General features: G+C 71.6%; 18 protein-coding genes and 1 pseudogene. 11 read left to right on the top strand and 8 right to left on the bottom strand.

The window, feature by feature from the left end; all coding sequences use genetic code 11:
- Nucleotides 1–4: 4 nt before the first annotated feature.
- Nucleotides 5–676, bottom strand: coding sequence for an HAD family hydrolase (locus tag OP04_RS23275; protein ID WP_033341875.1), 672 nt, complete (start codon nt 674–676; stop codon nt 5–7).
- A gap of 120 nt (nt 677–796) precedes the next feature.
- Here OP04_RS23275 and OP04_RS23270 point away from each other — a divergent pair, with 120 nt between their 5' ends.
- The gene (locus tag OP04_RS23270; protein WP_033341874.1) at nt 797–1,732 is read left to right on the top strand and encodes an SDR family oxidoreductase; all 936 of its coding nucleotides are present in this window, start codon (nt 797–799) and stop codon (nt 1,730–1,732) included.
- Nucleotides 1,733–1,800: 68 nt separating this feature from the next.
- Here OP04_RS23270 and OP04_RS23265 read toward each other — a convergent pair whose 3' ends face one another.
- Nucleotides 1,801–3,960, bottom strand: a complete 2,160-nt coding sequence (locus tag OP04_RS23265) for an ATP-binding SpoIIE family protein phosphatase (RefSeq protein ID WP_033341873.1) — start codon at nt 3,958–3,960, stop codon at nt 1,801–1,803.
- Nucleotides 3,961–4,963: 1,003 nt separating this feature from the next.
- Here OP04_RS23265 and OP04_RS23255 point away from each other — a divergent pair.
- Nucleotides 4,964–7,072: a hypothetical protein gene (locus tag OP04_RS23255; protein ID WP_157240210.1), complete on the top strand. Its 2,109-nt coding sequence runs from the start codon at nt 4,964–4,966 to the stop codon at nt 7,070–7,072.
- A gap of 852 nt (nt 7,073–7,924) precedes the next feature.
- Here OP04_RS23255 and OP04_RS23250 read toward each other — a convergent pair.
- Nucleotides 7,925–8,128, bottom strand: a complete 204-nt coding sequence (locus tag OP04_RS23250; RefSeq protein WP_033341871.1) for a hypothetical protein — start codon at nt 8,126–8,128, stop codon at nt 7,925–7,927.
- Nucleotides 8,129–8,256: 128 nt separating this feature from the next.
- Here OP04_RS23250 and OP04_RS23245 point away from each other — a divergent pair, with 128 nt between their 5' ends.
- The 4 genes from OP04_RS23245 (at nt 8,257) to OP04_RS23235 (ending at nt 10,584) form a co-directional block, all read left to right on the top strand.
- Nucleotides 8,257–8,472, top strand: a complete 216-nt coding sequence (locus tag OP04_RS23245) for a hypothetical protein (protein WP_198153944.1) — start codon at nt 8,257–8,259, stop codon at nt 8,470–8,472.
- 233 nt (nt 8,473–8,705) lie between these two features.
- A complete protein-coding gene (locus OP04_RS55805) occupies nt 8,706–8,900 on the top strand; it encodes a hypothetical protein (protein WP_232323702.1) in 195 nt (64 codons plus the stop codon).
- Nucleotides 8,901–8,920: 20 nt separating this feature from the next.
- Nucleotides 8,921–10,069, top strand: a complete 1,149-nt coding sequence (locus OP04_RS23240) for an MFS transporter (RefSeq protein WP_232323701.1) — start codon at nt 8,921–8,923, stop codon at nt 10,067–10,069.
- Between the two features lie 155 nt (nt 10,070–10,224).
- Nucleotides 10,225–10,584 (top strand): DUF6401 family natural product biosynthesis protein, encoded by a 360-nt coding sequence (locus tag OP04_RS23235; RefSeq protein WP_033341869.1) that lies wholly within the window; start codon nt 10,225–10,227, stop codon nt 10,582–10,584.
- A 657-nt stretch (nt 10,585–11,241) separates the two neighbouring features.
- Here OP04_RS23235 and OP04_RS55800 read toward each other — a convergent pair.
- From OP04_RS55800 to OP04_RS23215, 3 genes and pseudogenes are all read right to left on the bottom strand, one after another.
- Nucleotides 11,242–12,060 (bottom strand): annotated as a pseudogene (locus OP04_RS55800) (membrane protein); the annotation flags it as partial.
- A 134-nt stretch (nt 12,061–12,194) separates the two neighbouring features.
- A complete protein-coding gene (locus OP04_RS23220) occupies nt 12,195–12,662 on the bottom strand; it encodes an SRPBCC family protein (protein ID WP_033341868.1) in 468 nt (155 codons plus the stop codon).
- Between the two features lie 72 nt (nt 12,663–12,734).
- On the bottom strand, nt 12,735–13,703 hold the full coding sequence (locus OP04_RS23215; RefSeq protein ID WP_051798728.1) for a YihY/virulence factor BrkB family protein: 969 nt from the start codon (nt 13,701–13,703) through the stop codon (nt 12,735–12,737).
- A 101-nt stretch (nt 13,704–13,804) separates the two neighbouring features.
- Here OP04_RS23215 and OP04_RS23210 point away from each other — a divergent pair, with 101 nt between their 5' ends.
- The 4 genes from OP04_RS23210 (at nt 13,805) to mmsB (ending at nt 19,783) form a co-directional block, all read left to right on the top strand.
- Nucleotides 13,805–15,409 (top strand): phytoene desaturase family protein, encoded by a 1,605-nt coding sequence (locus tag OP04_RS23210; RefSeq protein ID WP_033341867.1) that lies wholly within the window; start codon nt 13,805–13,807, stop codon nt 15,407–15,409.
- 380 nt (nt 15,410–15,789) lie between these two features.
- Nucleotides 15,790–16,914 (top strand): multiple monosaccharide ABC transporter substrate-binding protein, encoded by a 1,125-nt coding sequence (gene chvE, locus OP04_RS23205; RefSeq protein WP_033341866.1) that lies wholly within the window; start codon nt 15,790–15,792, stop codon nt 16,912–16,914.
- 93 nt (nt 16,915–17,007) lie between these two features.
- Nucleotides 17,008–18,516, top strand: coding sequence for a multiple monosaccharide ABC transporter ATP-binding protein (gene mmsA, locus OP04_RS23200; protein ID WP_033341969.1), 1,509 nt, complete (start codon nt 17,008–17,010; stop codon nt 18,514–18,516).
- A 7-nt stretch (nt 18,517–18,523) separates the two neighbouring features.
- Nucleotides 18,524–19,783 (top strand): multiple monosaccharide ABC transporter permease, encoded by a 1,260-nt coding sequence (gene mmsB, locus OP04_RS23195; RefSeq protein ID WP_157240208.1) that lies wholly within the window; start codon nt 18,524–18,526, stop codon nt 19,781–19,783.
- A 58-nt stretch (nt 19,784–19,841) separates the two neighbouring features.
- Here the strand turns inward: mmsB and OP04_RS23190 are convergent, their stop codons facing one another.
- Both OP04_RS23190 and OP04_RS23185 read right to left on the bottom strand, forming a co-directional pair.
- On the bottom strand, nt 19,842–20,900 hold the full coding sequence (locus OP04_RS23190; RefSeq protein WP_157240206.1) for a MerR family transcriptional regulator: 1,059 nt from the start codon (nt 20,898–20,900) through the stop codon (nt 19,842–19,844).
- A 133-nt stretch (nt 20,901–21,033) separates the two neighbouring features.
- Complete coding sequence (locus tag OP04_RS23185; RefSeq protein WP_033341865.1) at nt 21,034–21,960, bottom strand: hypothetical protein; 927 nt, start codon at nt 21,958–21,960, stop codon at nt 21,034–21,036.
- A 200-nt stretch (nt 21,961–22,160) separates the two neighbouring features.
- Between OP04_RS23185 and OP04_RS23180 the strand changes: the two genes are divergently transcribed.
- Nucleotides 22,161–23,129 carry a glycosyltransferase gene (locus OP04_RS23180; RefSeq protein ID WP_198153942.1) on the top strand — a complete coding sequence of 323 codons (969 nt, stop codon included), beginning with the start codon at nt 22,161–22,163 and terminating at the stop codon, nt 23,127–23,129.
- The last annotated feature ends 40 nt before the right edge of the window (nt 23,130–23,169 follow it).

The following is a 23,169-nucleotide window of genomic DNA, read 5'->3' as shown; positions in this document are numbered from 1 at the left end:
CGGGTTACCGCAACAGGCCGAGCGGAGATTCCTCCAGCGAGGCGAGCAGTCCGGCCGGGTCGTCGTAGACCGCGACCGCGCCGGCGCCGGCCAGCTCACCCTTGCTGGTCCCGCCGCAGGTCAGGCCGGTGCACGGGATGTCCAGGCGCATCGCGGCGGCCACGTCCCACACGGAGTCGCCCACGAACACGGCCCGCGCCGGGTCGACGCCGGACTGGGTCAGCGCGGCCTCCAGGAGGTCCGGCGCCGGCTTGCTCGCGTGCGCGTCCGCCGCCGACGTGGCCGCGGTGATCGCCTCGTCCGCGTCCAGCGTCTTGCGCAGCGCCTCCAGCTCCTCCGCGTCCGCGGACGACGCCAGCACCACGGCCAGGCCGCGCTCGGCGCACGCGTAGAGCAGCTCCCGTGCGCCGGGCAGCGGTCTCAGCTGATCGCGGTAGCCGGAGTAGCACACCCGGTGCGCCTCGCGGAGCACATCGTCCTGGCGTACGTCCCGGTCCTCGCCCAGCAGATGGCCGGGAATCCGATCCGCACCCATGCCGACCGCCCGGTGGATCACCGCCATCGGCACGTCGTGGCCGCACTCCCGCAACGCCGACCACCAGCACACCGTGTGCAGGTACGTCGTGTCGACCAACGTCCCGTCCACGTCGAACAAGACCCCACGCCTATCGCCCATGAGAAGCCTTGTACCCCCGTTGTCCCTGCTCTCACTCCACGCCATGCCGACGGGCGGCCCGGTTCGCCTCGGATCGGCAGGTCCTGGATAGGTCCGGGCCGCTCGCTGAGGATCGAGGACATGACACGCAGGCAGATCGACATCACGATTCCCGGCCTCGCCGGCAGGCGCGCGCTGGTCACCGGCGCCAGCGACGGGATGGGACTGGGCATGGCCGCCCGGCTGGCCGCGGCCGGCGCCGAGGTGGTCGTCCCGGTCCGCAACCGGGCGAAGGGCGAGGCCGCGATCGCGGAGATCCGGCAGCGGCACCCGGCCGCGAAGATCTCGCTGCGCAGCCTGGACCTGTCCTCGCTGGCCTCGGTCGCGGCGCTCGGCGAGACGATGCGCGAGGAGGGCCGCCCGATCCACCTCCTGATCAACAACGCCGGCGTGATGCGGCCGCCGAAGCGCCTGACCACGGCGGACGGGTTCGAGATCCAGTTCGGCACCAACCACCTGGGCCACTTCGCGCTGGTCGGCCACCTGCTGCCGCTGCTACGGGCCGGGCGGGCCCGGGTGACGTCGCAGGTCAGCGTCGCGGCCCGCAGCGGCGAGATCAACTGGGACGACCTGAACTGGGAGCGCTCGTACCACGTGATGCGCGCCTACGGGCAGTCCAAGATCGCGTTCGGGCTGTTCGGGCTGGAGCTGAACCGGCGCAGCATCGCCGGCGGGTGGGGCATCACCAGCAACCTCTCCCACCCGGGCGTGGCACCCACCAGCCTGCTGGCGGCCCGGCCCGAGCTCGGGCGCACCGGGGACACGCCGGCGGTCCGGATGATCCGGGCGCTGTCCGCCCGCGGCATTCTGCTCGGCACCGTCGAGACCGCGAAGCTGCCCGCCCTGATGGCCGCGACCGACCCGGCCGCCAAGCCCGGCGCGCTCTACTCGCCCAGCGGCCCCGGCAACCTCGGCGGACCGCCCACCGAACAGCGCATGTACCCGCCGCTGCGCAGCCCCGAGGACGCGGCCCGCATCTGGGAGATTTCGGAGCGGCTCACGGGCACGAGGTTCTGACCGTGTGACGCGAACAGCGAGCCCGCGGGAGCATGCGGGCTGTACCCCGGCGTAAGCGGGAAAATGTGTTATTCGGGGTGGTCCTCGGAGATGAGGATCTCGAACCAGACGGTGGAGCCACGGACCGTCGGGTCGGTGCCCCAGGCGTCGCTGAGCTCCTCGATCAGGCCGAGGCCGCGGCCGCGGCTGCTGAGCGTGTCCGTGTGCGCGCGGGTGACGGTGCCGCGGGTGCCGCTGTCCTGGACGGAGACGAGCAGGCGCTCCGGCGTGAGGTCGATGTGCACGCGGGCGGCGGTGCCGGCGTGGAGCAGCGCGTTCGTCGTCAGCTCGCTGGTGCAGAGCACGGCGGCGCCGATCACGGCCTCGGGCACGTCCCACGCGGTGAGCTGCGCGGTCATCCAGTGGCGGACGCGGCCGGGCATGGTCGGCTCCGGCGGCACGTTCATGGTCGCGGCGCGGCTGGGACTGACCGCGTACTCCACGGCGAGCACGGCCACGTCGTCCTCGGTGGCGCCGGCGACCGCGGACGTGGCCAGCGCGCACAGGTTGCGGGGATCGCCGCTGGTCGCCTCCGAGACGGACTTGGCCAGCGCGGACAGGCCGTCGTCCAGCTCGCGGCGGCGGCGCTCGATCACGCCGTCGCTGAACAGCAGGATCGTGTCGCCGGGCATCAGCGCGGTCGTCATCGTGCGGTGCGCGCCGCCCAGGCCGAGCGGCGTGCCGGTGGGCACGTCCAGGTAGCCGACGGTCGCGTGCTGGCCCTCCGCGCTGGCGTGCCGGATCAGCGGCGCGGGATGCCCGGCGGACGCCAGCGTGAGCCGGCCGTCGCGCTGGTCGAGCAGGCCGTAGGCGACCGTGACGAACAGCTCGTGCGACCGCGTGCCGGTGCCGAGCATGCCGACCAGCTTGTCCAGCCCGTCCAGCACCACCACCGGGTCCGGATTGGCCAGCGCGAGCGCCCGGAGCGCGGCGCGGACCTGACCCATCAGCGCGGCCGCGTGCATGTCGTGGCCGGCCACGTCGCCGAGCACGATCGCGAGCCGGCCGTCCGGCAGCACGAACGCGTCATAGAAGTCGCCGCCCGCCGCGCTGCCGTCGATGCCCGGGTCGTAGCGGGCGGCGACGCGGAACCGGTCCAGGTTCGGCAGATGTTCGGGGAGCATGCTGCGCTGCAGCAGCTGCGCGGTGCCGTGCTGGGTCTCGAAGCGGCGTGCGCGCTCGGCGGCCTGGCCGATCAGCTCCGCGGCCGCGTCCAGCTGCGCGCGCTCGGCCGGCAGCCACTGGTGCGCATGCCGGCGGCCGAAGGTCAGCGCTCCGCGCAACGAGTGGGTACGCAACGGAATGGCCGCCATGGCCCGCTGCCGCTGGTCGTGCCGGTCCGCCGCGACGTCGCGCAGTGGCTGGCCGTCCTCGGTGAACGCGGCCTGACCGGACACGGCCGCCTGCGCCAGCGGGCTGGGAGAGTCGAGCGGCAGCCGGCGCCAGAGCGGGGGCAGGCGCTCGTCCGCCTCGTCCAGCAGTTCGCCGCGCACCCGGCGGACCACGCGCCACGCGCTCGCGTCGTCCACGCCGATCGTCACGTGGTCCACGTCGAACGCGCTCAACCCGTACCGCAACGCGACCCGGGCCACGTCGTCCAGCGTGAGCGCGCTGGCCAGCGCGCCGGTCAGCTCGCTGAGGCTCTGCAGCCGGCTGGTGGCCTCGGTCGTCTCGGTCGCGACCGTGAGCACGCCGATCGTCCGGCCGTCACTGCTCTTCACCGCGGAGCAGCCGCGGGTGAACACGGCCTGGTCCGGCTCGCCCGCGGTGGACCGGAGCACCAGCCCGACCGACGTCTCCGCCTCGCGGAACGGCTCACCGGTCCGGTAGACGTGGTCGATCACGTCGCCGACGCCGGGCATGGCCCAGGACTCGCCGAAGACCTCCGCGGCCGGACGCCCGAACGAACCAGGGTGCTCGCGCCCGAGGATCACCGCGAACGCGTCGTTGTAGATCAGCGTGTACGCGTCGCCGAACGCCAGCGACATCGCGACCGGCGACCCGACGATCAGGTCCACGGTCGCGCGCAACGCCGGGTCCCACGCCTCGGGCGGGCCGAGCGGTGAGGCCTGCCACGGGTGGCTCGCCAGCAGATCCGCGGCCGTCAGGGGCACGTGCGTCTCCTCCGCCTGGCCCCCGACGTGCGCCGAAGGGGAGGCGGAGACTGTCCGGACGACTGCGCCTGCCATGCCATGAGCGTATCCGGGGTCATCCGATCGGGCGATCGGGTCCCGGTCTGTTTGGACGAGTGGGTAGCGCAGGGTGACTGATCGTGACTCTGTGCGCGGCTCAAAGGTGAGCGTCATTCATCTGACTGAGCGTTTACGAATGGCACTGTCTTAGGTTCGTCTTAAGGCTTGTGGGTACGTCGCATGCGGTGCCTATAGTCGGCCCGTGACCGATCTTGGGCCTGACCGGGTTCTCGCGCGCCCAGAGCCGCGCAGGCCCGGTGGTGTGCTCGAATTCGTCGCGGCGCTGCAGCAGTTCGATGCGTCCGTGGTCGGGGACGTCGTTTATCGGGTGGCGGATCGTAATGCGACGCTGCCTTCTCCGCCGATGATGGAGCCGGCCGGTAGCCCGATTGTCATGGACGGGCCGGCGGGCGAAATGCCGCTGTTGCCCAGGGCGGGCGATGTCGGTAAATCGACCGGTAGAGCATCACTCGGCGTAGCCGGTGGGGCAACGGCGGCTTCCCATGGTGTGGAATCGGCGGGCGGCGGGAACGTGCGGTTGCCGGCGGACGGCGGGAAAGCAACGGCGATCCTGCCGGGGCAGGTGGACGGGGCGGCCGCTCCGGGGCCGGGATTGCGGGCCGGCGCGGCGGAGGTGGGCCGGCTTCCGGTCTTCCGGGCTGCACGGCCGGTTTCTCAGGGTGTGTCGGTTTCTCAGGGTGCGTCGGTTTCTCAGGGCGTGTCGGCTCCTCAAGGAGCGTCAGGTCCTCGGGGCTTGTCGGCTCCGCAGGCAGTGCCGGCTCCTCGGGGCGTGTCGGCTCCGCAGGGAGTATCTGCTCCGCAGGGAGTGTCAGTGAACAGGCCGTCGGCGGAGCCGGCGGATCGATACGAGACAGCGGTCGCGCGGACGACTGTGGCACCACCGGCCGCGGCGGCAGATTCTGCCGGCCACGCGGTCACAGGCACGGCGCCGGGGACCGGCGGCGGACAACGCGCAATGTTCGCTGAAGGGGGCGCAGAGGTGCTTGCCAACGATCCAGACAACTCACGCGAGACCACAACCGATCCCACCGATCCCGCCACGCCGATCCCGGGCACCGAGGCAGAGCCCGCGACCGACGATGCTGCCGCGAGCGCCGGCGGCGCGATCTCCGCGGCCGAGGGGGCGGAGGTGGGTGCTGCGCCCGAGCCGGCGGATGTGGCGGGCGCCGCCGTCGAGGACGCTGCTGGCGCAAAGCCCGCCGCTGAGGCGAAGTCTGTGGCTGCTGGCGCGAGGTCCGCAGCTGAGCACGATACTGACGCGAAGTCCGATGCCGAGGACGCTGGTGTGAGCGTGAGCGCCGCTGACGTGAAGTCCGCGGCCGACGAGGCTCGCGTGGGCTCTGCGGCTGATGACGCCGAGGTGACCGCTGAAGCAGCCGCCGTCACCCTTGACGATGGCGGCGCCGCGGAGTCCGAGACGAAAGCCGACGAGGCTCGCGTGGGATCCGCTGCTGATGACGCCGAGGTGATCGTTGAAGCAGCCGACGTGACCTCCGACGACGGCGACGCCGCGGAGCCCGGGACAGACCCCGTGGCGAAGCCCGGAATCCGCCCGGCCGACGCCGCGACCTCCGTCACCGACGCCGCGCCCGGAGCCGACGCGAGTGCCGAGTCCGTCACCACGCCGGACGACGGCGGAACCGGCCATTCCAAGTCCGGCCCGGCCGCCGTGACCGACGGCGTCGCGGAGTCCGAGAGCGGCGCGTCAGCCGATGACCTCGCGGAAGAGTCAGAGCCTGCCGATCCCACCGACGGGATCGCGGAGACGGAGCCGCCCGGCGGTCCGGGCCCGGCGGCTCCCACGAGCCAAGGCGACGTGCAGGCCGGCAGTGACGCGCAGGAAGAGACCGGCGCGTCAGCCGATGACCTCGCGGAAGAGTCGGAGCCCGTCGATCCCGCCGATGGCGTCGCGGAGACGGAGTTGCCCGGCGGTCTGAACCCGGCGGCTCCCACGAGCCAAGGCGACGTGCAGGTCGGCAGTGATGCGCAGGCAGATGGCGATGGGCGGGCCGACGCGCCGGGAGAGGCCGAGGCCGATGCGGGGGATCCGGAGGTAGCGGTCGGCACGGTGATCGTGGCGCACGACGAGCCCGCCCTCGAGGAGGACGAGTCGGAGCGGACCGGGGAGATCGTCCTTCTCGTGCCGGAGGACGAGTCCGAGACCACGGGGGAGATCGTGCTGCGGGCCGTCCAGCCCGAGACCGGACCGGGCGGCGACCGGCCGGAGGCCGACGGGCCGGCCGAGCCGGAGACCGGCCCGGCCGGCAGCGGCGCGCTGACCGTAGCTTCCGGCGCGTATCCGGTGCTGACCACCGCGACCGGCTCCTACCCGGTGGTGCAGCGGCCGACCGGGGAGTTTCCGGTGCTCAAGGCGCCTACCGGCGGCTATCCCGTGATCAACTCCGCGCTGACCGGCGGTACCGGCGCCTACCTGTCGCTCAACGGGAACGCGGCCGCCTACGCCGCGCTGAACAGGGCCTCCGGCGCCTACCCCGTGATCACGGATGAGGACCGCGCGGTGGGCGCCGCACGCGTGACCGGCCCGCCGCGGCGCTTCGTAGGTTCTGCCGCCGCGGAGATCTCCGCCAAGCAGGCGGTTCTCCGGCGCAGCGATGCCTGGGTGGCGCTGCTGATCGTGGCCGTCGCCGCGGTGGTGATCGTGGCCGTCGCCTACCTGGCCGTCGCCATGCTGAGCACCTCGGACTCGGGCGACAGCGTCGTCCTGCCACCGGCCGCAACCCAGTCCGCCGGCGGCACGCCTGACACGACGCCCGCCTCCAACCCGTCAGCCGCGACCAGCGCATCAGGCGCGTCGGGCATGTCGGGCGCGTCGGGCATGTCAGGCGCGTCGGCCACGACCGGGACGTCAGGCTTGCCGGGCGTGACGGGTGCATCAGTCTCGACCGGCACGTCAGGCGTGACGGATGCATCGACCGCGTCAGGCGCGACCGGCACGCCGGCGGCCGCCGACGCAGACGACACCGCATCGGTAGTGACGGGCCTCGGCTCTGCGACAGATGCTCCTGGCGCGGAGGAGTCGACGAACATCCAGCCGGCTTCGCATGCCGACGCAACGTCGAACGGCTGATACGGGCCTCGGCTCTGCGACGGACGCTCCTGGCGCGGAGGAGCCGACCGAACATCCAGCCGGCCTCGCGCGCCCACGCGACGTCGAACGGCTGATCATGCACAAGGCTGCCGCCTTGAATCCCCGCACGGTTCCACACAGCCCCGCCTAAAGGTTCATTGACTGTCGCGAAAGCCAGGTCTGGCGCAGCTCTCCAACCTGGTTTCTGCGACAGTCAATGATCCACACGCGTGGGCTGCCCGCGATATCACGAAATTTCGGGCGCGGAGCGCCCGAGCCATCGATTGCGGCTGGTCGGCGGCGCGGATACCCGCGATGAGCCGCTGCTGCCCATGCCGCCGCGCGGGCTTGCAGGGATGCCGCCGCGACCTCCCGCCCGGCTGCGGGCATCGCACGCGGAGTGTGCCGCCTCCGCCCGGCTGCGGGCATCGCGCGCGGAGTGTGCCGTTTCCGGCCGTGGCCGTCGCGTGGAGTGCGCCCCGCCTGTGTCCGGCTGCGGGCATCGCGCGGGGTGTGTCGCTTTCGCCCGGCCGCGTTCGCCGCGAGGAGCGCCGTCTCCGTCCGGCGATGGGCATGGCGCGAAGCATGCTGACGTCGCCCGATCGCGTTCGCCGCGAGGAATGACCCGCCTCCGCACGGCGGCAGGCGTCGTGCGCGGAGTGCGCCGCCTCTGCCCGGCCGCGGCCGTCGCGCGGAACGTGCCGGGTGATGAAGAGGCGGCGGAGCGGCCGGGGGTGGAACGGGGCCGCGGGATCCGGCGGCGGGTGGGCCACCTGGACGTTCGGCGGACCGGGCCGGCGGAGCCGCCGGAGGGGAAGGGGGAGTTCCTTCCGTACCGTGGCGGGGTTTTTTTTATTCTTGTTCTTGGGGCCTGCGGCGTTCGGTGTCGTCGGCGATGATCACGACGGCGACGAGCATGGCGACGACCACGGCGAAGAGCCAGGAGGCGTCGGTGGAGAGGCTGGCCGAGACCGGGGCGTGGAGGGCGGCGATGACGAAGCCGATCCAGGCGATGCGCCGCTGGCGCGGGGTCAGGAATCCGGTGACGCGCTGCATCCGAAACAGTCTGCCCGCTGATCGCCGGGTCACACTCACCTTTTCGGCTGATCTCTATACGTCCGTCCGGTCGATATGGCATTGTGTCGATCTTGGCCCCCGCGGGTAAGCCGGGTGGTATGCGGACAGTGACGACGGCGCTGATGACGGCCGGCGCGGGGTGTGACCCGACCCGGGCCGGCCACGTGGTGACCGGGGACCTGGGTGACGTCACCGAAGGCGTGTTCGAGCTGGTCAGTGGCGCGGAGACGGTCGTGGTGCGGAGCCGGGACCTGGACGGCGGCGACTATCGGATCTCCACGCCGCGCGAGGCGCCGGGCCCATCCGGTGGTGACGGAAAGTGACGGCATCGTGAGCGCGTCGTTGAGCGGGCAGGCCGGTGCCGAGGTGCTTCTCGGCGACGACGTGCGCTGGTCCGTGCGGATCATGGGTGGCGCGCGCGAACAGCTGATCGATCTTGCGGCGGCGCCGATCGGCGACCTCGATCTGCGCGGTGGGGCGGACCGGATCACGGTGGCACTGCCCACGATCAACGGCCTGGCCACGGTACGCATGAGCGGCGGCGCGCGAGTTCGGCGTGCCGGCGCCGAGCGGCGTGCCGGTGCGGGTGAGCCTGACCGGCGGCGCCGGCAGCGCGCGGGTGGGCGGTACGACGCGCGCCGGGATCGCGGGCGGCACCGTGTTCGGGCCGGAGGGCCGGGGCGCGGCGGCCGGCCGGTACGACATTCGGGCGTTCGCCGGCGTATCGGGGTTCACGCTCGACCGCCGCTGAGCACCAGGCAAGATCGAGGCGTGCCTCTCCTCGTGCTCGCGTACTTCGGTTTCATCAGTCTCGGCCTGCCGGACGGTCTGCTCGGCGTGGCCTGGCCCTCGATGGCACGCGACTTCGGCGTGCCGCTGGACGCGCTCGGCTTCCTGACCGTCGCCGGCATGATCGGCTACTTCACGTCCAGTGTGGCCACCGGTTTCATGCTCGGCCGGCTGGGCGTCGGCTGGCTGCTGGCGGGCAGTACCGCGCTGGCGTCGCTGGCGCTGACCGGCTACCTGAGCTCGCCGGTGATGGCGCTGGCGGTTGCCTGCGGGCTGGTGCTGTCGCTCGGGTCCGGCGCGATCGACTCGGGGTTGAACGCGTACGCCGCGGCCGCGTTCGGCCCGCGCCACATGAACTGGCTGCACGCGTTCTTCGGTCTCGGCGTCGCGATCGGCCCGTTGATCATGACGACTGTGCTGGAGGCGGGCCTGTCCTGGCGGTGGGGCTACGGCGTCGTGGCGATCTTCCAGGCCTGCCTCGCGACCGCGTTCGCGCTGACCGTGCGGCTGTGGAGGCGGAACGCGCCGGTGATCGACAAGCCCGAGCCGGTGCGGGCCGGGCACACGCTGCGGCTGCCCGCGGTCTGGCTGGGCGTGGGCACGTTCGTCTGCTATGTGGCGATCGAGGTGGTGGCCGGGCTGTGGGCGTACACGGTGCTCACCCAGGGCCGGGACATGTCGCCGCGCAGCGCCGGTCTGATCGTGTCCGCGTACTGGGGCGCGCTCTTCGTCGGCCGGGTCGTCTTCGGCTGGGTGTCCGAGCGGATCAGCAGCCGGCGCGTGCTGCTCGGCGCGCTGCTCGGGATGGCCGCCGGGTCCGCGCTGATCGCGCTGCCCGGTCCGGCCTGGCTCGCGTCCCTGGGCCTGGTGGTGCTCGGCTTCTTCGCCGCGCCGGTGTTCCCGCTGCTCACGCTCACCACCGCGGACCGGGTCGGCGCGGCGCACGCGGACCGGGCGATCGGGATCCAGGTGGGGGCGTCCGGCGTGGGCGGGGCGCTGGTGCCGGCGCTGGTCGGCGTGCTGCTGAACCGGGCCGGGTTCGGGCTGCTGGGACCGGTGCTGCTGGTGTTGTCCGTGCTGCTGGTCGTGCTGTACCTGCTGGCGTCGCGGCCGCGGGTCGTCACCGCGTAGTCCGGGGTGGTGACGTCGTCGATCTCCACGGCGCCACACATACCAACAATCATCCGGGAGTACGCCGTAAAGCCCGACATTTTGGGTGAATCGCCCTTCATGTCGGCCGTCCGGCTGAGGCGGCGCGCCCGCGGGGGCGGCTAGCGTCACTCCACATGACTTTCGGGTCCCAGGGCTCCGCCGATCAGCACACCGCGACGCAGCGAGCACGCTCCGCACTTTCCGGGCTGATGTCCTCGGTCGGCGCGCTCGGCCTCGCCGCCGCCTCCACCGCGCCGGCGCTCCTCGCCGCGATCGACCAGCACGCGGCCGCCGTCCGCGACAGCCTCGACGCCGACCTGCGCCCGCTGTCCGTAATCGCGCTGGCCGGCTACGTCGAGGGCATCCGCGACGCCGCCCGCGAGCACGGCTGGCGCATGCCCGAGGGCCACGTCGACTTCACCGCGGCCGACTGGGTCCTGACCCGCATGCTCGCGGTCTGCGCCCTGGCCGAGGGGCTGCCCGCCCGGACATGACAACGGGGCGCGTCCCGCAATCGGACGCGCCCCGCGTTCAGGTCACTCCTTGTCGCCGGCGTTCGGGCGCGGGACGACCTGGGTCTCGTCGGCGTCGGTGTCGCCGGCGGAGCGGCCCGGGGTGAAGGTCGCCGGCTCGGCCGGGCTGGTCGGCTTCATCGGGGCCAGCTTGCCGGAGGGCGCCACACTGCCGGACTGGTAGAGGCCACGTCCACTGTCGATCACCTGAGTTGACTCCACATCGCTCGGGCCGTCTCCCTGTCGCGGGATCACGGCGGTGTTGTCGTCCTGACGCGGGATGACCTCGGTCTTGTCGGCCAGTTCCCGGTCCGCGTCGACGCGGCCGGCCTTGGCGGCGGCAGTGCGCTCCCGCTCCGCGGCCTCGGTCTGCTCGCGGGCCTGCTGCGCGAGGGCCTCGGTGGTGGCCCGCTCCCGGGCCTCCGCCTCCTCACGCCGACGCGTCTCCTCACGCTCGCGCGCCTCGGCGGCGGCCAGGTCGCGCGCCTCCGCCTCCTCGCGCTCCCGGGCCTCGGCCTCCTCGCGCTCGCGGGCCTCCTCGGCCTCGCGCTCGCGCGCCTCGGCCTCGGCACGGGCTCGTGCCTCCGCCTCGGCCTGCTGGGCGGCGATCCGCTCGCCCTCCAGGCGCTCGGCCTCGATCCGCTCCGCCTCGCGGCGCTCGTTCTCCTCCGCCTCCAGGCGGGCCTTGCGCTCGGCCTCCAGGCGTTCGGTCTCGGCCGCGAGGCGCTCCGCCTCGGCGCGGGCCTGGCGCTCGGCCTCGGCACGCGCCTCGACCTCGGCGGCGTACTCGCGGGCACGCTCCCGGATGACCTCGGTCTCGGTCGCGGCGCGGGTGAGCCAGCCGTCCCAGCGGGACTGCATCGGGCGGACCAGGCCGCCGCCGACGCCGACGATGAGGATGCCGGCGATCGTGGCCAGCACCGCGATCAGCACGGGCGTGGTCACGGTGGTGGCGATGCCGGCCTGGTTGAGCGCGGCGATGACGCCGAGCCCGATGATGAACACCCAGGCGAATCCGGCCACGAACCGGCCGTAGGTGAGGCCGCCGAGCGCGGCGCTGATCAGGTCGCGGACCGCGCCCGCGATGGCCGCGGCGACGACCACGATCACGATCGCGATGAACGCGCGCGGCAGCCAGGCGACCACGCCGGAGATCAGATCACTGACCGGGTTGGGACCCCAGACGCCGAACGCGAGCTGCAGCGTGAGCAGCAGCACCGCGTAGTAGACGATCTTCGCGAGGATGTCGCTCGCGTCGTACCGGGTGCGTTCCAGTGCGCGGCCGATGCCGCCGCGTTCCACGGCGCGGTCGAAACCGACACGCTCCAGGATCTTGTCGACGACTTTACGTACGCCCTTCGCCACGATATATCCGACGACCAGAATCACGATGAACGCGACGGCCTTCGGCACGAAGAGCAGCACGGACCGCCACATGTCGGTGATCGCGTCTGCCATTCGGTCCCTCCCTCGGAAACTCGATTGCCCGACCCCATACCCCAGAGCCGAAGAGCGGGAAACCTTTACGGGGGTACGACGAAGCCGCCGGACCCAAGGGTGGGGAGTCCGACGGCTCTGTCGTCAGTGGATCGTTACGGCTGCGGGCGGTCCACCGAGCCGCGCCAGGCACCGGTCTCGCTGCCGTGGCGGTCGGACTCGATGAACTCCTTGAAGCGCTTCATGTCGCCCTTGACCCGGCGGTCCACGATGCCCAGCTTGTCGCCGGCCTGCTCCGCGATGCCCTCGGGCTCGAAGTCCATCTGCGCGGTCACCCGCGTGTGGGTCTCGTCCAGCCGGTGGAACGTGATCACACCGGCCTGCTTGAGGCCACCGGTCGTCGTCCAGGCGACGCGCTCGTCCGGGAGCTGTTCGGTGATCCGCGCGTCGAACTCACGCTTGACGCCGGCGATCTCGGTCTTCCAGTGGGTGTCGGTCGGCGAGATCTGCTGGATCTCGGTGACCCCCTCCATGAACCGGGGGAACTCCTCGAACTGGGTCCACTGGTTGTACGCGGTGCTGATCGGCACGGCCACATCGATGTGCTCGGTCACGGTACCCATGACATTCCTCCTTGCCTTGCTTGTCACCCCGTTACGTCTTTTGGCTACCCGGTGTGCCCGGCCGTAAACGGATCAGCCCGCGGGGTCTTTCGGCGGCAGCGGCGGCTCCGGGTCCTCGACGCCGCCCTGGAGGGCCCGGCCGCGCGCCACCTGAGCGTTGACCTCCACGCCCAGCATCACGGCCGAGTTGATCAGGTAGAGCCAGACCAGGAACGCGATCACCGCGCCGAGGCTGCCGTACGTCCGGTCGTAGGACGCGAAGTTCGCCACGTAGAGCCCGAACCCGAAGCTGACCAGCGCGGACACCACCAGCGTGAGGAACCCGCCGACGGTCAGCCACCGGAACCGGGGCTGCTTCACGTTCGGCGCGATCCAGAACAGCAGCGCCAGCAGCAGCATGCCGATCAGCACCAGCACCGGCCACTTCGCGATGCCCCAGATCGCGCGCGGCGTGTGGCCCAGGTGCAGCGCGTTGCCGACCGCGTCCGCCAGCGGCCCGCTGATCGCCAGCAGCGCCGCGCCGACCGAGAGCAGCACCAGCGCCACGGCGGTGAGCAGGATTTGGGCCGGCCGCAGTTTCCAGAACGGCCGTCCCTCCTGGACGCCGTAGATGGCGTTGGAGGCGCGCGTGAAACCGCCGACGTAGCCGGACGCGGACCAGAGCGCGCCGATCACACCGAAGCTGAGCAGCGTGCCGGCCGAGGTCTGGCCGAGCACGGTCTTCTCGATGAACGTCCGGAACGAGTCGTTGTCCAGGACGGACCGTGCGCCCACGTCGTAGAGGATGCCGAGGATCGTGTCGACCGCGGCCTGCCCCTCGGAGACCAGCCCGACCAGCGCCACGATCACGATGGCGGACGGGAAGAGCGAGAGCACGGAGTAGTAGGTGAGGCTGGCGGCCCAGTCCGAGCAGTTGTGGTCCACGAAGCCCTTGCCGGCGCGCCACAATATGCCGCGCCAGGTGCGCCACCGCAGTTGCCGCAGCCGGTCCGGCAATCGGATCGCAGCGGGTGTCTCGTCGGGAACGATGGTCGACGCCATGCCGCGCCTCCGCTGCTCAAGGGGTGTGCGGTCGATACCCGGGGCGCTCACCGGCCAAACGAACCTAGGCTGGTCCCGACTGGCACATGATGGGGGCAGAGATGGACACCGCGGACGCGATCGTCATCGGAGCCGGGCACAACGGGCTCGTGGCGGCGAACCTGCTGGCCGACGCCGGGTGGGACGTGCTGGTGCTGGAGGCGACGCCACACCCGGGTGGCGCGGTCCGCTCCGGGCACGTGACCGCGCCCGGCTACCTGTCCGACCTGTTCAGCGCGGTCTACCCGATGGGGTACGCGTCCCCGGTGCTCACCGGGCTCGGGCTCGGCGAGCACGGCCTGCGCTGGACGCACGCGCCGGACGCGCTCTGCCACCTGCTGCCGGACGGCCGCGCCGCCTCGATCAACCGGGACCCCGCGGTCACGGCCGCGTCCGTGGCCGAGTTCGCCACCGGCGACGGCGACCGCTGGCTGTCGGCGTACCGGGAGTGGAGCGACACGTCCGCAGCCGTGCTGAGCGCGGTCACCTCGCCGTTCCCACCGGTCCGCGCCGGGCTGAGCCTGGCCGCGAAGCTGCGGGTCGCGGGCGGTCTGCGGTTCGGCCGGCGGCTGCTGCTCTCCGCGCGCGAGCTGAGCGCGGAACTGTTCCGCGGCGAGGGCGCGCGCCTGCTGCTGGCCGGCAACACGCTGCACACCGACCTGTCGCCGGAGGAGGCGGGCGGCGGTACGTACGGCTGGCTGCTGGCCATGCTGGCGCAGGAGAACGGCTGGCCCGTGCCGGTCGGCGGCGCGCACCAGCTCACGTCCGCGCTGGTGGCACGGTTGCGCGCGCGGGGCGGCCGGATCGTCTACGGCGTGCGCGCGGAGCGGGTGCTGGTCGCACGCGGCCGGGCGATGGGCGTGCGCAGCGGCGGCGGCGTGGACTGGCGGGCCCGGCGCGCGGTGCTGGCCGACGTGCCCGCGCCCGCGCTCTACCTGGATCTGGTCGGCGCACGGCACCTGCCGTCCCGGCTGGCCGCGGACCTGGAGCATTTCCGCTGGGACGGCTCCACCGTCAAGGTCGACTGGGCGCTGTCCGGTCCGGTGCCGTGGAAGAACCCGGCCGCGTCCCGTGCCGGCGTGGTGCACCTCGGTGCGGACCTCGACGGCCTCACCCGGTACGCCGCGGAGCTGGCCTGCGGCGAGCTGCCGTCCGACCCGTTCCTGCTGGCCGGCCAGATGACCACGGCCGACCCGACGCGGTCACCGGCCGGGACGGAGTCGCTCTGGGCCTACACGCACCTGCCGTTCCGCACGGACTGGGACCCCGCGCTGGTGGCCCGGCAGGTCGCGCGCGTGGAGGAGGTCATGGAGCGCAACGCGCCGGGCTTCGGTCGGTTGGTCGTGGCGCGGCACGTGGCCGGGCCCGGTGACCTGGAGCGGGAGAACCCGAGCCTGGTCGGCGGCGCGGTCGGGGGTGGCTCCGCGGCCGCGTACCAGCAGCTGTTCTTCCGCCCGATCCCCGGTCTGGGGCGCGCGGACACGCCGGTGGACCGGCTGTTCCTGGCGGGCTCGTCCGCGCATCCCGGCGCCGGCGTGCACGGCGCCCCCGGTGCGAACGCGGCACGGGCCGCGCTGGCCCGGGACCACGCGGTCGGCGGCGGCCTGTATGCGGCCGCGATCAAGGCCGCCCACCGCGCCGTCTACGCGGACGGTCCGGTGCGGTGAACCGGGCGACGCTTTGTGATCGAATCGCCACCTACCGGCATTGATTCGATCTCCGCAGGTCAGCGGCGAGCACCCGAGGTCACAACATCAACACAGTTGCCCGTACCCTGCCTGATATTTGGGTATTTATGGGGATTTTCTGCCCTGAAGAGCGGTCTCGGGGGGTGGCGCGCACCACTCGGGCGCGGTTAGATTTCATTTCGATACAGGCCTTGACTGGCCTGTTGTTAGCGCTAACACTTCACCTCAACCACCAGGGCGAAACACCGGAGTAACTCCGACGACATCTGGTCACGACGGCGGTGCGAGGCACCTTCGCCCGGCTCGTGACCAGCTGTATGGGCACCGCCATGGGGCTTTCCAGGATCAAGGGAGAGAGCATGAAACTCGCGAGGCTCGCTGCCGCCGCAATAGGTATGAGCGTCGTCATGGCCGCATCTGCCTGCGGCTCGGCCGAGAAGGCGTCCGACACGGCCGGTGGCGGTTCCGCGGAGGGCGCGCTGGTCGGCGTGACCATGCCGACCAAGGTCTCCGAGCGCTGGGTCGCCGACGGCAACAACGTCAAGGCCGCGCTGGAGAAGCTGGGTTACAAGGTCGATCTGCAGTATGCGGAGAACGACATCCCGACCCAGGCGAACCAGATCGACAACCAGATCACCCAGGGCGCGAAGCTGCTGATCATCGCGTCCATCGACGGCAAGGCGCTCACCAGCCAGCTGGAGAACGCGAAGGCCAACAACATCCCGGTCATCTCGTACGACCGGCTCATCCGTGAGTCGCCGAACGTGGACTACTACGCCACGTTCGACAACGAGAAGGTCGGCGTGCAGCAGGCCACCTCGCTCCTGGTCGGCCTCGGCCTCAAGAAGGCGGACGGCACCGACGGCGACAAGACGGGCCCGTTCAACATCGAGCTCTTCGCCGGCTCGCCGGACGACAACAACGCCACGTTCTTCTTCAACGGCGCCATGAAGACGCTGCAGCCGTTCATCGACAGCGGCAAGCTGGTCGTCAAGAGCGGTCAGAAGGACTTCAACACCGTCGCCACGCTGCGCTGGGACCCGGCCACGGCCCAGGCCCGCATGGAGAACATCATCACCACGACCTACACCGGCAGCAACAAGATCGCCGGTGTGCTCTCGCCGTACGACGGCATCTCGATCGGCATCCTGTCCGCGCTGAAGAGCAACGGATACGGCACCCCGACGCAGCCGTGGCCGATCGTCACCGGCCAGGACGCCGAGGTCGCCTCGGTCAAGTCGATCATCAACAACGAGCAGTACGCCACGATCTACAAGGACACCCGGCAGCTCGCCGACGTGACCGTGAAGATGGCGGACGCGGTGCTCAAGGGCGGCAAGCCCGAGGTCAACAACACCACGGACTACGACAACGGCAAGAAGGTCGTCCCGTCGTACCTGCTGGAGCCGGTCATCGTCTACAAGGACAACTACAAGGCGACGCTGATCGACTCGGGTTACTACACCGAGGACGCGCTCAAGTAAGACCCTGTTTCATCCCGGCGGCGGGCTTCGGCCCGCCGCCGGTCACCCTTTTAGCAACGAGGAGCAACCGCCGTGGCCGACGCGCTACTGCAGATGCGGGGAATCACCAAGACCTTCCCCGGCGTCAAGGCGCTCTCCGACGTGAACCTCACCGTCAAACGCGGCGAGATCCACGCCATCTGCGGGGAGAACGGGGCCGGCAAGTCGACCCTGATGAAGGTGCTCTCCGGTGTGTACCCGCACGGGACGTACACCGGTGAGATCGTTTTCGACGGGCAGGAATGCCACTTCTCCGACATCCGTGACAGCGAGAAGCGTGGCATCGTCATCATCCACCAGGAGCTGGCGCTCAGCCCGTACCTGTCGATCGCGGAGAACATCTTCCTCGGCAACGAGGTCGTGCACCGCGGTCTGATCGACTGGAACAAGACGAACGCGCAGGCCGCCGAGCTGATGCGGCGCGTCGGACTGGTGGAGAACCCCACCACCCCGGCGATGGAGATCGGCGTCGGCAAGCAGCAGCTCGTGGAGATCGCCAAGGCGCTCTCCAAGGAGGTCCGGCTGCTGATCCTGGACGAGCCGACCGCGGCGCTGAACGACGAGGACTCCGCCCACCTGCTGAACCTGCTGCGCGGTCTGCGCGAGCAGGGCATCACCAGCGTGATCATCTCGCACAAGCTGAACGAGATCGAGGCGATCGCGGACTCGCTGACCATCATCCGTGACGGCCGGACGATCGAGACGCTCGACATGAAGGCGGACAACGTCACCGAGGACCGGATCATCTCCGGCATGGTGGGCCGCGACCTCGAGCACCGGTACCCGCCGCACGAGTCGACGGTCGGTGCGGAGGTGCTGCGCATCGAGAACTGGACCGTGCACAGCCCGACCCAGCAGGGTCGCAAGATCATCGACAACGCGAACCTCACGCTGCGCCGCGGTGAGATCGTCGGGCTGGCAGGCCTGATGGGCGCCGGGCGCACCGAGCTGGCGATGAGCGTGTTCGGCCGCGCCTACGGCGTGGACATCTCCGGCCGGATCTTCAAGAACGGCAAGGAGATCCGTCTCCGGAACGTCGGGGACGCGATCCGCCACGGTCTCGCCTACGCGACCGAGGACCGCAAGCGGTACGGGCTGAACCTCATCGAGGACATCCAGCGCAACGTCTCCGGCGCGAGCCTGGAGAAGCTGGCCAGCGGCGGCTGGGTGAACGAGAACAAGGAGTTCGAGGTCGCCGAGCGGTACCGCAAGGACCTGAACGTCAAGGCCCCCAGCGTCGCGTCGGTCACCGGCACGCTCTCCGGCGGGAACCAGCAGAAGGTCGTGCTGGCCAAGTGGATCTACTCGGACCCGGACGTGCTCATCCTCGACGAGCCGACCCGGGGCATCGACGTCGGTGCCAAGTACGAGATCTACACCATCATCAACGCCCTCGCGGACCAGGGCAAGGCGATCCTCGTGATCTCCTCCGAGCTTCCCGAGCTGCTCGGCATCTGCGACCGGATCTACGCGCTCTCCGCCGGACGGGTCACCGGCGAGGTGCCCCGCGCGGAGGCCACCCCGGAGCGACTCATGCAGTTCATGACCAAGGTTAAGGAGTAAGGCTGCGATGAGTAGCGTCGCGCCGGCGACCGGCGGCATCACCACCAACACGGCCAAGGTGCCCGGTGGTGGCGGCCCGAAGGTCGCCAACGGCAGGTTCACGATCAACCTGCGCCAGAGTGGTATCTACATCGCGTTCGCGGTGATCGTCCTCGGCTTCGCTATCGCGACCGACGGCAAGCTGCTGGGCTTCCAGAACATCAGCAACATCATCATCCAGAACTCGTACATCCTGGTTCTGGCGATCGGCATGATCCTGATCATCATCGCCGGCCACATCGACCTCTCGGTCGGATCCGTGGTCGCGGCCACCGGCGGCCTGGCCGCGGTGCTGATGGTCAATCTGGACATCCCGTGGCCGCTGGCCATCCTGATCACGCTCGTGGCCGGCGGTGTGATCGGCGCCTGGCAGGGCTATTGGGTCGCCTACTTCGGCATCCCCGCGTTCATCGTCACGCTCGCCGGCATGCTGCTGTTCCGCGCGGTCGCCATGCAGGTGCTGGGCAACCAGGGCGTCGGCCCGTTCCCGGACCAGATCCGCACGCTCGCCAACGGCTTCACGCCCGGCACGCTCGGCAACGTGGCGCTCGGCCCGCTCGGCGGCGCGGACATCATCACGCTGCTGGTCGGCATCCTGGCCTGCGCCGGCATGGTCGTCATGCAGCTCCGCACCCGCCAGGCGCGCATCGGCTACAAGCAGTCGGTCGAGCCGTTCGCGATGTTCGTGGTCCGCAACGTGCTCGCGATCGTGGTCATCATGACGATCGTGGTGCAGCTGGCCCGGTTCAAGAACCTGCCCTGGGTGCTGGTCCTGCTGGCCGTGCTGGTCATCGGCTACACGCTGGTGGCGAACCGGACCGTCTTCGGCCGCCACGTCTACGCGATCGGCGGCAACCTGCAGGCCGCGTCGCTGTCCGGCGTCAAGGTCAAGCGGGTCACGTTCTGGCTGTTCGTCAACATGGGCGTGCTCGCCGCGGTCGCCGGCATCATCCTGTCCGGCCGCCTCAACGTGGCGCTTCCGGGCGCCGGCCAGCAGTTCGAACTGGACGCCATCGCGGCCGCGTTCATCGGCGGTGCCGCGGTGCAGGGCGGTGTCGGCCGGATCGTCGGCGCCATCACCGGCGGTCTGATCATGGCCGTGATCAACAACGGCATGTCGCTGCTCGGCGCGTCCCCGGACCAGGTCATGCTGGCCAAGGGTGCGGTGCTGCTGCTGGCCGTCGCGCTCGACGTGTGGGCCAAGCGCCGTGCGGGCGCCTCGCGCTGACACGCGTTCTCACCGGAGCGGCGGTTCCCCGTTCGGGGAGCCGCCGCTTCCGTTTCGGTCAGACCTCGACCACGTCCGCGACCACGCACGCGATGTTGTCCGGCGCGCCGCCCGCGTAGGCCAGCGCGATCAGCCGGTCCACGGTCGCGTCCGGCTCGCCCGCCTCGCGCAGCGCCCGCTCGAGCGCGTCCGGCGCCACGACCGCGGACAGGCCGTCCGAGCAGAGCAGGTAGCGGTCGCCGGCCCGCGCGGTGTGCAGCGACAGGTCCGGACCGGTCTCGCCGGCCCCGAGCGCGCGCACCAGCAGCGCCCGCTGCGGATGCGACCGGGCCTCGTCCGCGCTGAGCCGGCCCTCGTCGACCAGGCCCTGCACCATCGTGTGGTCCGTGGTGATCCGCAGCAGCGCGCCGTCGCGCAGCAGGTAGGCACGCGAGTCCCCGATGTGGACCAGCGCCAGCTCCGAGCCGGACCAGAGCATCGCGGTGAGCGTGGTGGCCGACGTGTCGTCCTCGGCCGCGCGGATCGTCTCGTCCGCCGTGCCGATCGCCTCGGACAGCGCGTTGAGCAGGTCACCGGCGGCCAGGCCCGCGGTCTCCAGCGGTTTCAGCGCCTCGATCGCGGCCGTGCTGGCCCGGCCGCCGACGGGACCGCGCATCCCGTCCGCCACGGCCAGCAGCCGCGCGCCGGCGTAGGCCGCGTCCTCGTTCGTGTCCCGGCCCCGGCCGGTGTCGGTGCGGGCGGCGTAGCGGATGCCGAGCTCGGCGCGTGCGTCTGACATGGGGGAACCCCTTCCCGAGAGGTAGTCGACGAGGAAGGTGGCGAGCCGCTCGCGGGCGAGCGCCTCGGCGGCGATCCGGTCCCGGTAGGCGGCGACCTCGCGGGCCGCCTCCCCGGCCGGCAGCGCGCAGACCTCGCGGATGCGGGCCAGCGGCATGCCGAGCCGCCGCAGCCAGGCCACCAGGCGCGCACGCTCCAGCTGCGCCGGGTCGTAGAACCGGTAGCCGGACGACGGGTCCACGGCCGCGGGCGGCAGCAGACCGAGATCGTCGTAGAGCCGCAGCGCCTTCGGCGACAGCCGGGCCAGTCGCGCGAACGCCCCGATCGTCAGCATCGCCACCCCTCCTCGTAGCCGGCCGATCCGGCCGGCATACGTCGACCCTCGGGCCTTCCCCAAGGTCAAGGTCAACCCCATCAAAACGCGACGAGGGTACGGCGTGCGCGCGCCGTACCCTCGTCGTTGTTCTGTGGTTCTAGCTCTTCTTCATCAGGTCCGCGCAGTCGTGCTCGTCGGGGAGGAGCGGGCGGATCTGGACCGTGTACTTCTTGCCGCCGGAGGTCCAGGGCGTGATGATCGTGGCGTCCTTCGCGGCGTTGTAGATGTCGGTCGCGACCAGCGCGTTCGCGGACACACAGCCCATCTCGCCGGTGCCGAGCGGCGTGCCGGGCAGCGCCGGGCCGGGCCACGCCTTGTCGGTCTGCGCCGGGTCGCCCTCGGACTGCTGCCACGGCATGGCCACGCCGGCGATCTCGAACGGCACGTAGTCGACCGCCTCCTTGACCCGGCCCGCGCCGAGCGTCTTCTCCAGATCCTGCAGCGCGGTGACCAGCTCGCTGAGCAGCCGGCGGTCGCGGACCTGGTCGGCGGTGAGGCCGTTCTGGCTGCCCTCGGCCTCGACCAGCGCGTACGCCTCGACGACCTGCAGGCCCTGCTCGGTCAGGAGCGTGAAGCGGGTGGTCTGCGCGTCCGCGACGCCGGGCTGCCCGAGGTCCACGCCGTTCTGCACACCGGCGGAGCGGGCGCGCTCGACCAGCTGGTCGACGTCGCGCGCCTCGACGGAGTGGAGCTGCAGGTTCGGCAGCGCGGGGCCGGGGTACTGCTTCGTGGTGGGGCCTTCGGTGATCACGGCGCCGTTCGCGTAGACGCTGATCATCGGCAGGCGGGTGGCGACCATGGCCGGCGTGACGAACCCGCCGGTGTACTCGACGCGCAGCACCAGCGTGCTACCGGTGATCTCGGGGATGTCGCCGGTCGGCTCGACGGTCCCGGCGGTCGCGGAGGCGGAGCCGGCGGCGCCCTGGGCAGCACTGTCCGCGTCAGCACAGGCGGAGGTGAGGAGGAGGGTGGCGGCCGCGGCGGTCCCGAGGAGGGCCCGCGCGGGACGGGTGAGTGTCGGCATGACCTGTATGACGAACGGACCGGCACGCAGGTTCCGCTCGTTATCGATGGGTTTTCCGCGCCACGGGGGATTTCTGGCGGATCGCGACGCCGGCGAGCCGTCGTGCGGCGCGAAGGGCCAGGGCCCGGCCGTTCTTCTCCGGCAAGCCGCCACTCGTTCGGGTCTAAAACGGAATAATCCGGAATATGAGGATCGGGGTGGTGTCAGCCGGATGGGACACCGGGGAGCTGGCGGGCGCGCTCACCGGGCTCGGGCACGACGTGCGCGAGTACGACGCCGCCGGCAAACGGGCCGGCGAGCGGCTCGCCACGGACTGGGCGGACGGCGACTGGGCGCCCGAGGTCGTCTACGCGCACGGCTGGTCCGCGGGCGTGGCCTCGCTCGCGGCCGGGACGGCGCCGCTGGTGCAGGCGTTCCACGGCATCGGCGCGGTCGGCAAGCCGGACGACCGCCGTGCCTACGAGCGGCTGATCTGCCGGATCGCGCACCGGATCGTGGCCGGCTCGACCGACGAGGCCGGCGAGCTGCTGCGCCTCGGCGTCCCGCGCGCCCGGATCACCGTCATCCCGCCCGGCGTCGACTGCGAGCTGTTCACCCCGGTGGGAGAGCCGCAGCCCCGGGTCCGGCCGCGCGTGCTCGCGACCGGCGACGAACCGTGGCTGGCCGACCTGGTCCGGGCCATGCGGATGGTCCCGGACGCGGAGTGCGTGATCCTCGGCGGCCCGCCCGCGCTGGCCGCGCTGGCGGAACGCTGCCGCGTCGCGGACCGGATCGTGCTGCACCCGGCCGTCCCGCGCGACGCGCTGCCCGCCTGGTACCGGTCCGCGGACGTGGCGGTCTGCGCGCCCTGGCGGGACCCGTCCGGCCGCGCGCCGATCGAGGCGATGGCGTGCGGTGTGCCGGTGGTGGGCACCGCGACCGGCCTGGTCCGGGACGCCGTGATCGACGGGCTGACCGGCGAGCTGGTGCCGGCCCGGGACCCGCGCGCGCTCGGCATCTCGATCCGCGGGCTGCTCGCGGACGACGTGCGCCGCTTCACGGCCGCGACCGCGGCGCTGGACCGGGCCCGGCAGGTCTACCCGTGGCAGCGCATCGCGGACCGCACGGTGGCGGCGTGCCTGGAGGCCTGCGGCCGGACCGTCCCGGTGGAGGCGGACGCGCTGTCCTGAGCGTCGCGGCCATGACCGCTGACGGCGATCCGGGCGTCAT

This window comes from Catenuloplanes japonicus, from assembly GCF_000717135.1.
In the GTDB taxonomy this organism is placed as follows: domain Bacteria; phylum Actinomycetota; class Actinomycetes; order Mycobacteriales; family Micromonosporaceae; genus Catenuloplanes; species Catenuloplanes japonicus.
This window is presented reverse-complemented; position numbering and strand designations above follow the sequence as displayed.

Coding starts and splice junctions, on each gene's coding strand:
- chvE (WP_033341866.1), top strand. CDS start 15,790: ATGAAACTCGCGAGGCTCGCTGCCGCCGCAATAGGTATGAGCGTCGTC.
- OP04_RS23235 (WP_033341869.1), top strand. CDS start 10,225: ATGACTTTCGGGTCCCAGGGCTCCGCCGATCAGCACACCGCGACGCAG.
- OP04_RS23275 (WP_033341875.1), bottom strand. CDS start 676: ATGGGCGATAGGCGTGGGGTCTTGTTCGACGTGGACGGGACGTTGGTC.
- OP04_RS23220 (WP_033341868.1), bottom strand. CDS start 12,662: ATGGGTACCGTGACCGAGCACATCGATGTGGCCGTGCCGATCAGCACC.
- OP04_RS23185 (WP_033341865.1), bottom strand. CDS start 21,960: ATGCCGACACTCACCCGTCCCGCGCGGGCCCTCCTCGGGACCGCCGCG.
- mmsB (WP_157240208.1), top strand. CDS start 18,524: ATGAGTAGCGTCGCGCCGGCGACCGGCGGCATCACCACCAACACGGCC.
- OP04_RS23270 (WP_033341874.1), top strand. CDS start 797: ATGACACGCAGGCAGATCGACATCACGATTCCCGGCCTCGCCGGCAGG.
- OP04_RS23215 (WP_051798728.1), bottom strand. CDS start 13,703: ATGGCGTCGACCATCGTTCCCGACGAGACACCCGCTGCGATCCGATTG.
- OP04_RS23250 (WP_033341871.1), bottom strand. CDS start 8,128: ATGCAGCGCGTCACCGGATTCCTGACCCCGCGCCAGCGGCGCATCGCC.
- mmsA (WP_033341969.1), top strand. CDS start 17,008: ATGCGGGGAATCACCAAGACCTTCCCCGGCGTCAAGGCGCTCTCCGAC.
- OP04_RS23265 (WP_033341873.1), bottom strand. CDS start 3,960: ATGGCAGGCGCAGTCGTCCGGACAGTCTCCGCCTCCCCTTCGGCGCAC.
- OP04_RS23210 (WP_033341867.1), top strand. CDS start 13,805: ATGGACACCGCGGACGCGATCGTCATCGGAGCCGGGCACAACGGGCTC.